This is a genomic window from Mycolicibacterium sp. XJ870 (assembly GCF_053483975.1).
Map to the genome: position 1 here is coordinate 1 of NZ_JBEFTI010000021.1, position 557 is coordinate 557.

Genomic DNA, 557 nt, shown 5'->3' on the forward strand with positions numbered 1-557 from the left:
GCCCCGTGGCCGCAGCATTAGCCGCGAGCACCTCGGCGACCATCGCCGTGTTGAGGGTTCTGCAAACCCAGATCGACGAACTTCAATCGCAGCTGGCCGACCATTTTGAGGCACACCCGGACGCCGACATCTACCTCTCCCAACCAGGACTCGGTGATGTGCTCGGCGCCCGGGTGCTCGGCGAGTTCGGAGACGATCCGAACAAATTCACCAGCCCCAAGTCTCGCAAAAATTACGCCGCCACGTCCCCGATCACCGTGGCGTCAGGCAAGAAGCGCGCCGTCGTGGCGCGCCACGTCAAAAACCGGCGCCTCTACGACGCCATAGACACCTGGGCCCAGGCCGCCCTGCGATCCAGCCCCGGCGCACGCGCGTTCTACGACCACCGCCGCGCTCTCGACGACACCCACCACCAAGCCCTACGTGCACTCGGCAACCGCCTCGTCGGCATCCTGCACGGCTGCCTGCACCACCACACTCACTACGACGAACACACCGCCTGGGCACACCGCACGCAAGCCGCCGCTTGACACTTAACTACCAGGGATGTCTCGCGG

1 protein-coding gene is annotated in these 557 nt (G+C 65.4%); it reads left to right on the forward strand.

What is annotated here, in order from left to right; genetic code table 11:
* Positions 1-530: transposase (locus ABQF30_RS29535; RefSeq protein ID WP_448470626.1), on the forward strand; the 530-nt coding region annotated here is incomplete at its 5' end.
* Positions 531-557: the final 27 nt, after the last annotated feature.